An 8,605-nucleotide genomic window follows, 5' to 3' on the forward strand; every position below is an offset into this window, starting at 1 on the left:
CGATAAAGTCGACCGCGTGCGTGGTTTGGATATTACCATTACCACTACTGCGAAATCTGACGAAGAAGGCCGTGCTCTGCTGGCTGCCTTTGACTTCCCGTTCCGCAAGTAAGGTAGGGTTACTGAATGGCTAAGCAATCAATGAAAGCACGCGAAGTAAAGCGCGTAGCTTTAGCTGATAAGTACTTCGCAAAACGCGCTGAACTGAAAGCTATTATCTCTGATGTGAACGCGACCGACGAAGATCGTTGGAACGCAGTTCTGAAGCTGCAGTCTCTGCCGCGTGATTCCAGCCCGTCCCGTCAGCGTAACCGCTGCCGTCAAACAGGTCGTCCGCATGGCTATGTGGGCAAGTTCGGGTTGAGCCGTATCAAACTGCGTGAAGCCGCTATGCGCGGTGAAGTACCAGGCTTGAAAAAGGCTAGCTGGTAATTACCAATTGAATCACGGGAGTAAAGACAGATGAGCATGCAAGATCCGATCGCGGATATGCTGACCCGTATCCGTAACGGTCAGGCCGCGAATAAAGCTGCGGTCACCATGCCTTCCTCCAAGCTGAAAGTGGCAATTGCCAACGTGCTGAAGGAAGAAGGTTTTATTGAAGATTTTAAAGTTGAAGGCGACACCAAGCCGGAACTGGAACTTACTCTTAAGTATTTCCAGGGTAAAGCTGTTGTAGAAAGCATTCAGCGTGTCAGTCGCCCAGGTCTGCGCATTTATAAGCGTAAAGACGAGCTGCCGAAGGTTATGGCTGGCATGGGTATCGCAGTTGTTTCTACCTCTAAAGGTGTTATGACTGATCGTGCAGCGCGCCAGGCTGGTCTTGGTGGCGAAATTATCTGCTACGTAGCCTAATCGGAGGAAAAAATGTCTCGTGTTGCTAAAGCACCGGTCGTTATTCCTGCCGGCGTTGATGTAAAAATCAACGGTCAGGTTATTACGATCAAAGGTAAAAACGGCGAGCTGACTCGTACTCTCAACGATGCTGTTGCAGTAAATCATGCAGATAATGCACTGACCTTCGGTCCGCGTGATGGTTACGCAGATGGATGGGCTCAGGCTGGTACCGCGCGTGCCCTGCTGAATGCAATGGTTGTCGGTGTTACCGAAGGCTTCACTAAGAAGCTGCAGCTGGTTGGTGTAGGTTATCGTGCAGCGGTCAAAGGGAATGTAGTAAACCTGGCTTTAGGTTTCTCTCATCCAGTTGATCATCAGCTGCCGGCAGGTATCACTGCAGAATGTCCGACTCAGACTGAAATCGTGCTGAAAGGCGCTGATAAACAGCTGATCGGTCAGGTTGCGGCAGATCTGCGCGCCTACCGTCGTCCTGAGCCTTACAAAGGCAAGGGTGTTCGTTACGCCGACGAAGTCGTGCGTACCAAAGAGGCTAAGAAGAAGTAAGGTAACACTATGGATAAGAAATCTGCTCGTATCCGTCGTGCGACCCGCGCACGCCGCAAGCTCAAAGAGCTGGGCGCAACTCGCCTGGTGGTACATCGTACCCCGCGTCATATTTACGCACAGGTAATTGCACCGAACGGTTCTGAAGTTCTGGTAGCTGCTTCTACTGTAGAAAAAGCTATCGCTGAACAACTGAAGTACACCGGTAACAAAGACGCTGCAGCAGCTGTGGGTAAAGCTGTCGCCGAACGCGCTCTGGAAAAAGGCATCAAAGATGTGTCCTTTGACCGTTCCGGGTTCCAATATCATGGTCGTGTCCAGGCACTGGCAGATGCTGCCCGTGAAGCTGGCCTTCAGTTCTAAGGTAGAGGTGTAAGATGGCTCACATCGAAAAACAAGCTGGCGAACTGCAGGAAAAGCTGATCGCGGTAAACCGCGTATCTAAAACCGTTAAAGGTGGTCGTATTTTCTCCTTCACAGCTCTGACTGTAGTTGGCGATGGTAACGGTCGCGTTGGTTTTGGTTACGGTAAAGCGCGTGAAGTTCCAGCAGCGATCCAGAAAGCGATGGAAAAAGCCCGTCGCAATATGATTAACGTCGCGCTGAACCACGGCACCCTGCAGCACCCGGTTAAGGGTACTCACACGGGTTCTCGTGTATTCATGCAGCCGGCTTCCGAAGGTACCGGTATCATCGCCGGTGGTGCAATGCGCGCCGTTCTGGAAGTCGCTGGAGTTCGTAACGTTCTGGCTAAAGCGTATGGTTCCACCAACCCGATTAACGTGGTTCGTGCAACTATCGACGGTCTGGAAAATATGAAATCTCCGGAAATGGTCGCTGCCAAGCGTGGTAAATCCGTTGAAGAAATTCTGGGGAAATAAACCATGGCAAAGACTATTAAAATTACTCAAACCCGCAGTGCAATCGGTCGTCTGCCGAAACACAAGGCAACGCTGCTTGGCCTGGGTCTGCGTCGTATTGGTCACACCGTAGAACGCGAGGATACTCCTGCAGTTCGTGGTATGGTCAACGCGGTTTCCTTCATGGTTAAAGTTGAGGAGTAAGAGATGCGTTTAAATACTCTGTCTCCGGCCGAAGGCTCCAAAAAGGCGGGTAAACGCCTGGGTCGTGGTATCGGTTCTGGCCTCGGTAAAACCGGTGGTCGTGGTCACAAAGGTCAGAAGTCTCGTTCTGGCGGTGGCGTACGTCGCGGTTTCGAGGGTGGTCAGATGCCTCTGTACCGTCGTCTGCCGAAATTCGGCTTCACTTCACGTAAAGCAGCGATTACAGCCGAAGTTCGTCTGTCTGACCTGGCTAAAGTTGAAGGCGGTGTTGTAGACCTGAACACGCTGAAAGCAGCTAACATTATCGGTATCCAGATCGAGTTCGCGAAAGTGATCCTGGCTGGTGAAGTCACTACTCCGGTAACTGTTCGTGGCCTGCGTGTTACTAAAGGCGCTCGTGCTGCTATCGAAGCTGCTGGCGGTAAAATCGAGGAATAAGTAGCAGATGGCTAAACAACCGGGATTAGATTTTCAAAGTGCCAAAGGTGGCTTAGGCGAGCTGAAACGCAGACTGCTGTTTGTAATCGGTGCGCTTATTGTGTTCCGTATTGGCTCTTTCATTCCGATCCCTGGTATTGATGCCGCTGTACTTGCCAAACTGCTTGAGCAACAGCGAGGCACCATCATTGAAATGTTTAACATGTTCTCTGGTGGTGCTCTCAGCCGTGCTTCTATCTTTGCTCTGGGGATCATGCCGTATATTTCGGCGTCGATCATTATCCAGCTGCTGACGGTGGTTCATCCAACGCTGGCAGAAATTAAGAAAGAAGGGGAGTCTGGTCGTCGTAAGATCAGCCAGTACACCCGCTACGGTACTCTGGTGCTGGCGATATTCCAGTCGATCGGTATTGCTACCGGTCTGCCGAATATGCCTGGTATGCAGGGCCTGGTAATGAATCCAGGCTTTGCATTCTATTTCACCGCTGTTGTAAGTCTGGTTACAGGGACTATGTTCCTGATGTGGTTGGGCGAACAGATTACTGAACGTGGTATCGGCAACGGTATCTCAATCATTATCTTCGCCGGTATTGTTGCGGGACTCCCGCCAGCCATTGCCCATACTATCGAGCAAGCGCGTCAAGGCGACCTGCACTTCCTCGTGTTGCTGTTGGTTGCAGTATTAGTATTTGCAGTGACGTTCTTTGTTGTATTTGTTGAGCGTGGTCAACGCCGTATTGTGGTAAACTACGCGAAACGTCAGCAAGGTCGTCGTGTCTATGCTGCACAGAGCACACATTTACCGCTGAAAGTGAATATGGCGGGGGTAATCCCGGCAATCTTCGCTTCCAGTATTATTCTGTTCCCGGCGACCATCGCGTCATGGTTCGGGGGCGGGACTGGTTGGAACTGGCTGACAACAATTTCGCTGTATTTGCAGCCTGGGCAACCGCTTTATGTGTTACTCTATGCGTCTGCAATCATATTCTTCTGTTTCTTCTACACGGCGTTGGTTTTCAACCCGCGTGAAACAGCAGATAACCTGAAGAAGTCCGGTGCATTTGTACCAGGAATTCGTCCGGGAGAGCAAACGGCGAAGTATATCGATAAAGTAATGACCCGCCTGACTTTGGTTGGTGCGCTCTACATTACCTTTATCTGCCTGATCCCGGAGTTCATGCGTGATGCAATGAAAGTACCGTTCTACTTTGGTGGGACCTCACTGCTTATCGTTGTTGTCGTGATTATGGACTTTATGGCTCAAGTGCAAACTCTGATGATGTCAAGTCAGTACGAGTCTGCATTGAAGAAGGCGAATCTGAAAGGCTACGGCCGTTAACAGTCGCCCGAGAAGTTACGGAGAGTAAAAATGAAAGTTCGTGCTTCCGTCAAGAAATTATGCCGTAACTGCAAAATCGTTAAGCGTGATGGTGTCATCCGTGTGATTTGCAGTGCCGAGCCGAAGCATAAACAGCGCCAAGGCTGATTTATTCGCATATTTTTCTTGCAAAGTTGGGTTGAGCTGGCTAGATTAGCCAGCCAATCTTTTGTATGTCTGTGCGTTTCCATTTGAGTATCCTGAAAACGGGCTTTTCAGCATGGTGCGTACATATTAAATAGTAGGAGTGCATAGTGGCCCGTATAGCAGGCATTAACATTCCTGATCAGAAACATGCTGTGATCGCATTAACTTCGATCTACGGCGTCGGCAAGACCCGTTCTAAAGCCATTCTGGCTGCAGCGGGTATCGCTGAAGATGTTAAGATCAGTGAGCTGTCTGAAGAACAAATCGACACGCTGCGTGACGAAGTTGCCAAATTTGTCGTTGAAGGTGATCTGCGCCGTGAAGTTAGCATGAGCATCAAGCGCCTTATGGACCTTGGTTGCTATCGCGGTTTGCGTCATCGTCGTGGTCTCCCGGTTCGCGGTCAGCGTACCAAGACCAACGCACGTACCCGTAAGGGTCCGCGCAAACCGATCAAGAAATAATCGGGGTGATTGAATAATGGCAAAGGCACCAATTCGTGCACGTAAACGTGTAAGAAAACAAGTCTCTGACGGCGTGGCTCATATCCATGCTTCTTTTAACAACACCATCGTTACCATTACTGATCGTCAGGGTAACGCACTGGGTTGGGCAACAGCCGGTGGTTCCGGTTTCCGTGGTTCTCGCAAATCCACTCCGTTTGCAGCTCAGGTTGCAGCAGAGCGTTGCGCTGAAGCCGTAAAAGAATACGGTATCAAGAATCTGGAAGTTATGGTCAAAGGACCGGGTCCAGGTCGCGAATCTACTGTTCGTGCTCTGAACGCCGCTGGTTTCCGCATCACTAATATTACTGATGTGACTCCGATCCCTCATAACGGTTGTCGTCCGCCGAAAAAACGTCGCGTATAACGCTGTCGTTTCTAGGATTGTTGGAGAAAGAAAATGGCAAGATATTTGGGTCCTAAGCTCAAGCTGAGCCGTCGTGAGGGCACTGACTTATTCCTTAAGTCTGGCGTTCGCGCGATCGATACCAAGTGTAAAATTGAACAAGCTCCTGGCCAGCACGGTGCGCGTAAACCGCGTCTGTCTGACTATGGTGTGCAGTTGCGTGAAAAGCAAAAAGTTCGCCGTATCTATGGTGTGCTGGAGCGTCAGTTCCGTAACTACTACAAAGAAGCAGCACGTCTGAAAGGCAACACCGGTGAAAACCTGTTGGGTCTGCTGGAAGGTCGTCTGGACAACGTTGTATACCGTATGGGCTTCGGTGCCACTCGTGCAGAAGCACGTCAGCTGGTCAGCCATAAAGCAATTATGGTAAACGGTCGTGTTGTTAACATCGCTTCTTATCAGGTTAGTCCGAATGACGTTGTTAGCATTCGTGAGAAAGCGAAGAAGCAGTCTCGCGTGAAAGCCGCTCTGGAGCTGGCTGAGCAGCGTGAAAAGCCAACCTGGCTGGAAGTTGATGCTGGCAAGATGGAAGGTACGTTCAAGCGTAAGCCGGAGCGTTCTGATCTGTCTGCGGACATTAACGAACACCTGATCGTCGAGCTTTACTCCAAGTAAAGCTTAGTACCAAAGAGAGGACACAATGCAGGGTTCTGTGACAGAGTTTCTAAAACCGCGCCTGGTAGATATCGAGCAAGTGAGTTCGACGCACGCCAAGGTGACCCTTGAGCCTTTAGAGCGTGGCTTTGGCCATACTTTGGGTAACGCACTGCGCCGTATTCTGCTCTCATCGATGCCGGGTTGCGCGGTGACCGAGGTTGAGATTGATGGTGTACTACATGAGTACAGCACCAAAGAAGGCGTTCAGGAAGATATCCTGGAAATCCTGCTCAACCTGAAAGGGCTGGCGGTGAGAGTTCAGGGTAAAGATGACGTTATTCTTACCTTGAATAAATCTGGCATTGGCCCTGTGACTGCAGCCGACATTACCCATGATGGTGATGTCGAAATCGTCAAGCCACAGCACGTGATCTGCCACCTGACCGATGAGAACGCATCTATTAGTATGCGCATCAAAGTTCAGCGCGGTCGTGGTTATGTGCCGGCTTCTACCCGAATTCATTCGGAAGAAGATGAGCGCCCAATCGGCCGTCTGCTGGTCGACGCATGCTACAGCCCTGTAGAGCGTATTGCCTACAATGTTGAAGCAGCGCGTGTAGAACAGCGTACCGACCTGGACAAGCTGGTCATCGAAATGGAAACCAACGGCACAATCGATCCTGAAGAGGCGATTCGTCGTGCGGCAACCATTCTGGCTGAACAACTGGAAGCTTTTGTTGACTTACGTGATGTACGTCAGCCGGAAGTTAAAGAAGAGAAACCAGAATTCGATCCGATCCTGCTGCGCCCTGTTGACGATCTGGAATTGACTGTCCGCTCTGCTAACTGCCTCAAAGCAGAAGCTATCCACTATATCGGTGATCTGGTACAGCGTACTGAGGTTGAGCTTCTTAAGACGCCTAACCTTGGTAAAAAATCTCTTACTGAGATTAAAGACGTGCTGGCTTCCCGTGGACTGTCTCTGGGCATGCGCCTGGAAAACTGGCCACCGGCAAGCATCGCTGACGAGTAACCGGATCACAGGTTAAGGTTTTACTGAGAAGGATAAGGTCATGCGCCATCGTAAGAGTGGTCGTCAACTGAACCGCAACAGCAGCCATCGCCAGGCTATGTTCCGCAATATGGCAGGTTCACTGGTTCGTCATGAAATCATCAAGACGACTCTGCCGAAAGCGAAAGAGCTGCGTCGCGTAGTTGAGCCGCTGATTACTCTTGCCAAGACTGATAGCGTAGCTAATCGTCGTCTGGCATTCGCCCGTACTCGTGATAACGAGATCGTGGCAAAACTGTTTAACGAACTGGGCCCGCGTTTCGCGAGCCGCGCCGGTGGTTACACTCGCATTCTGAAGTGTGGTTTCCGTGCAGGCGACAACGCGCCGATGGCATACATCGAGCTGGTTGATCGTTCAGAGAAAACAGAAGCTGCTGCAGAGTAATCTGTAGTAACGTAAAAAAACCCGCCTCGGCGGGTTTTTTTATATCCGCCATATCCCCACTTATCTACAATATCTGTACTCTTTTTGTTCATCCCCTGGAGCGTCATATGTGGTTACTGGACCAGTGGGCGGAGCGCCATATTATTGCTGCACAGTCTAAAGGCGAGTTTGATGATTTACCTGGTACAGGCGAACCGCTTACTCTTGACGATGATTCCCATATTCCGCCTGAACTTCGGGCCGGATACCGTTTATTAAAAAATGCAGGCTGCCTTCCACCTGAGCTTGAGCAGCGCAGAGAGGCGATCCAACTGCTTGAAATACTCGCGGGGATCCGCAAAGATGATGCCAGTTATCAGGAAGTCAGTCGACGGTTGTCGCTACTGGAGCTAAAACTTCGCCAGGCTGGACTTAGCACCGAATTTTTACACGGCGAATACGCAGATAAGCTGCCACAGAAGATCAACGACAAATAGCGGAGAGAGCATGTACCGAATTGGTGAATTAGCGAAGCTGGCTGACGTGACGCCGGATACTATCCGTTACTATGAAAAGCAGCAGATGATGGAACATGAAGTACGTACCGAAGGCGGGTTTCGCCTCTACACGGAAAGTGATCTTCAGCGTCTTAAGTTTATTCGTTATGCCCGTCAGCTTGGTTTTACACTGGAGTCGATTCGCGAACTGCTTTCGATCCGCATAGATCCAGAGCACCATACCTGCCAGGAATCAAAAGGGATCGTTCAGGAAAGATTACAAGAGGTCGAAGCGCGCATAGCGGAGCTTCAGGCGATGCAACGATCGTTACAGCGATTAAATGATGCGTGCTGTGGTAAAGCACACAGCAGTGTGTACTGTTCTATTCTTGAAGCACTTGAACAAGGCGCCAGCGGGACACTATCAGACCGTTGATTTTTTGCACGGTCAGGTCTACACTCCCGGCGTAAATTACCCCACAAACTGGAGAGAGTATGAGCCGTTATCAGCATACCAAAGGACAGATAAAGGACAACGCCATTGAGGCGCTTCTGCATGATCCACTGTTCAGGCAGCGCGTTGAGAAAAATAAGAAAGGGAAAGGAAGTTATCTACGTAAAGGTAAACATGGCAATCGGGGAAACTGGGAGGCCAGTGGCAAGAAAGTGAAGCACTTTTTTACCACTGGCCTTTTTGTTTCAGTGAACGCTTAAGAGCGATTATTCTGTTCTTTCAGC

General features: G+C 50.3%; 17 protein-coding genes and 1 pseudogene. All 18 read left to right on the forward strand.

Annotated elements, in window-relative coordinates; translation table 11 throughout:
- Positions 1–112 (forward strand): annotated as a pseudogene (locus KQJ18_RS18920) (50S ribosomal protein L5); the annotation flags it as partial.
- Positions 113–126: 14 nt separating this feature from the next.
- A complete protein-coding gene (gene rpsN / locus KQJ18_RS18925) occupies positions 127–432 on the forward strand; it encodes a 30S ribosomal protein S14 (protein WP_003031125.1) in 306 nt (101 codons plus the stop codon).
- A 30-nt stretch (positions 433–462) separates the two neighbouring features.
- Positions 463–855 (forward strand): 30S ribosomal protein S8, encoded by a 393-nt coding sequence (rpsH, locus tag KQJ18_RS18930; protein ID WP_003031127.1) that lies wholly within the window; start codon positions 463–465, stop codon positions 853–855.
- 12 nt (positions 856–867) lie between these two features.
- The gene (rplF, locus tag KQJ18_RS18935) at positions 868–1,401 is read left to right on the forward strand and encodes a 50S ribosomal protein L6 (protein ID WP_006687355.1); all 534 of its coding nucleotides are present in this window, start codon (positions 868–870) and stop codon (positions 1,399–1,401) included.
- Positions 1,402–1,410: 9 nt separating this feature from the next.
- Positions 1,411–1,764 carry a 50S ribosomal protein L18 gene (rplR, locus tag KQJ18_RS18940; protein WP_000358956.1) on the forward strand — a complete coding sequence of 118 codons (354 nt, stop codon included), beginning with the start codon at positions 1,411–1,413 and terminating at the stop codon, positions 1,762–1,764.
- Positions 1,765–1,778: 14 nt separating this feature from the next.
- Positions 1,779–2,282, forward strand: a complete 504-nt coding sequence (gene rpsE / locus KQJ18_RS18945; RefSeq protein WP_003031131.1) for a 30S ribosomal protein S5 — start codon at positions 1,779–1,781, stop codon at positions 2,280–2,282.
- Between the two features lie 3 nt (positions 2,283–2,285).
- On the forward strand, positions 2,286–2,465 hold the full coding sequence (gene rpmD, locus KQJ18_RS18950; RefSeq protein ID WP_001140434.1) for a 50S ribosomal protein L30: 180 nt from the start codon (positions 2,286–2,288) through the stop codon (positions 2,463–2,465).
- Between the two features lie 3 nt (positions 2,466–2,468).
- Entirely contained in the window at positions 2,469–2,903 is a 435-nt protein-coding gene (gene rplO / locus KQJ18_RS18955; RefSeq protein ID WP_001238917.1) for a 50S ribosomal protein L15, read from the forward strand.
- A gap of 7 nt (positions 2,904–2,910) precedes the next feature.
- The gene (gene secY / locus KQJ18_RS18960; RefSeq protein ID WP_001118864.1) at positions 2,911–4,242 is read left to right on the forward strand and encodes a preprotein translocase subunit SecY; all 1,332 of its coding nucleotides are present in this window, start codon (positions 2,911–2,913) and stop codon (positions 4,240–4,242) included.
- A gap of 30 nt (positions 4,243–4,272) precedes the next feature.
- Positions 4,273–4,389 carry a 50S ribosomal protein L36 gene (gene rpmJ, locus KQJ18_RS18965; RefSeq protein ID WP_000868187.1) on the forward strand — a complete coding sequence of 39 codons (117 nt, stop codon included), beginning with the start codon at positions 4,273–4,275 and terminating at the stop codon, positions 4,387–4,389.
- A 146-nt stretch (positions 4,390–4,535) separates the two neighbouring features.
- The gene (rpsM, locus tag KQJ18_RS18970; protein ID WP_003031135.1) at positions 4,536–4,892 is read left to right on the forward strand and encodes a 30S ribosomal protein S13; all 357 of its coding nucleotides are present in this window, start codon (positions 4,536–4,538) and stop codon (positions 4,890–4,892) included.
- A 16-nt stretch (positions 4,893–4,908) separates the two neighbouring features.
- Entirely contained in the window at positions 4,909–5,298 is a 390-nt protein-coding gene (rpsK, locus tag KQJ18_RS18975; protein ID WP_003031137.1) for a 30S ribosomal protein S11, read from the forward strand.
- 33 nt (positions 5,299–5,331) lie between these two features.
- Complete coding sequence (gene rpsD / locus KQJ18_RS18980) at positions 5,332–5,952, forward strand: 30S ribosomal protein S4 (protein ID WP_003031138.1); 621 nt, start codon at positions 5,332–5,334, stop codon at positions 5,950–5,952.
- Positions 5,953–5,977: 25 nt separating this feature from the next.
- The gene (gene rpoA, locus KQJ18_RS18985) at positions 5,978–6,967 is read left to right on the forward strand and encodes a DNA-directed RNA polymerase subunit alpha (protein WP_003031139.1); all 990 of its coding nucleotides are present in this window, start codon (positions 5,978–5,980) and stop codon (positions 6,965–6,967) included.
- Positions 6,968–7,007: 40 nt separating this feature from the next.
- The gene (gene rplQ, locus KQJ18_RS18990) at positions 7,008–7,391 is read left to right on the forward strand and encodes a 50S ribosomal protein L17 (RefSeq protein WP_001216370.1); all 384 of its coding nucleotides are present in this window, start codon (positions 7,008–7,010) and stop codon (positions 7,389–7,391) included.
- 107 nt (positions 7,392–7,498) lie between these two features.
- Positions 7,499–7,867: a DUF1992 domain-containing protein gene (locus KQJ18_RS18995; protein ID WP_216422503.1), complete on the forward strand. Its 369-nt coding sequence runs from the start codon at positions 7,499–7,501 to the stop codon at positions 7,865–7,867.
- A 10-nt stretch (positions 7,868–7,877) separates the two neighbouring features.
- Positions 7,878–8,303 (forward strand): Zn(2+)-responsive transcriptional regulator, encoded by a 426-nt coding sequence (zntR, locus tag KQJ18_RS19000; protein ID WP_038634659.1) that lies wholly within the window; start codon positions 7,878–7,880, stop codon positions 8,301–8,303.
- Between the two features lie 59 nt (positions 8,304–8,362).
- Positions 8,363–8,581 carry an alternative ribosome-rescue factor ArfA gene (gene arfA / locus KQJ18_RS19005; protein ID WP_038634656.1) on the forward strand — a complete coding sequence of 73 codons (219 nt, stop codon included), beginning with the start codon at positions 8,363–8,365 and terminating at the stop codon, positions 8,579–8,581.
- Positions 8,582–8,605 lie beyond the last annotated feature (24 nt).

The sequence above is a fragment of the Citrobacter sp. S55_ASV_140 genome, from assembly GCF_018919505.1.
Lineage (GTDB): Bacteria > Pseudomonadota > Gammaproteobacteria > Enterobacterales > Enterobacteriaceae > Citrobacter > Citrobacter werkmanii.

Coding starts and splice junctions, on each gene's coding strand:
- rpsN (WP_003031125.1), top strand. CDS start 127: ATGGCTAAGCAATCAATGAAAGCACGCGAAGTAAAGCGCGTAGCTTTA.
- rpsH (WP_003031127.1), top strand. CDS start 463: ATGAGCATGCAAGATCCGATCGCGGATATGCTGACCCGTATCCGTAAC.
- rplF (WP_006687355.1), top strand. CDS start 868: ATGTCTCGTGTTGCTAAAGCACCGGTCGTTATTCCTGCCGGCGTTGAT.
- rplR (WP_000358956.1), top strand. CDS start 1,411: ATGGATAAGAAATCTGCTCGTATCCGTCGTGCGACCCGCGCACGCCGC.
- rpsE (WP_003031131.1), top strand. CDS start 1,779: ATGGCTCACATCGAAAAACAAGCTGGCGAACTGCAGGAAAAGCTGATC.
- rpmD (WP_001140434.1), top strand. CDS start 2,286: ATGGCAAAGACTATTAAAATTACTCAAACCCGCAGTGCAATCGGTCGT.
- rplO (WP_001238917.1), top strand. CDS start 2,469: ATGCGTTTAAATACTCTGTCTCCGGCCGAAGGCTCCAAAAAGGCGGGT.
- secY (WP_001118864.1), top strand. CDS start 2,911: ATGGCTAAACAACCGGGATTAGATTTTCAAAGTGCCAAAGGTGGCTTA.
- rpmJ (WP_000868187.1), top strand. CDS start 4,273: ATGAAAGTTCGTGCTTCCGTCAAGAAATTATGCCGTAACTGCAAAATC.
- rpsK (WP_003031137.1), top strand. CDS start 4,909: ATGGCAAAGGCACCAATTCGTGCACGTAAACGTGTAAGAAAACAAGTC.
- rpsD (WP_003031138.1), top strand. CDS start 5,332: ATGGCAAGATATTTGGGTCCTAAGCTCAAGCTGAGCCGTCGTGAGGGC.
- rpoA (WP_003031139.1), top strand. CDS start 5,978: ATGCAGGGTTCTGTGACAGAGTTTCTAAAACCGCGCCTGGTAGATATC.
- rplQ (WP_001216370.1), top strand. CDS start 7,008: ATGCGCCATCGTAAGAGTGGTCGTCAACTGAACCGCAACAGCAGCCAT.
- KQJ18_RS18995 (WP_216422503.1), top strand. CDS start 7,499: ATGTGGTTACTGGACCAGTGGGCGGAGCGCCATATTATTGCTGCACAG.
- zntR (WP_038634659.1), top strand. CDS start 7,878: ATGTACCGAATTGGTGAATTAGCGAAGCTGGCTGACGTGACGCCGGAT.
- arfA (WP_038634656.1), top strand. CDS start 8,363: ATGAGCCGTTATCAGCATACCAAAGGACAGATAAAGGACAACGCCATT.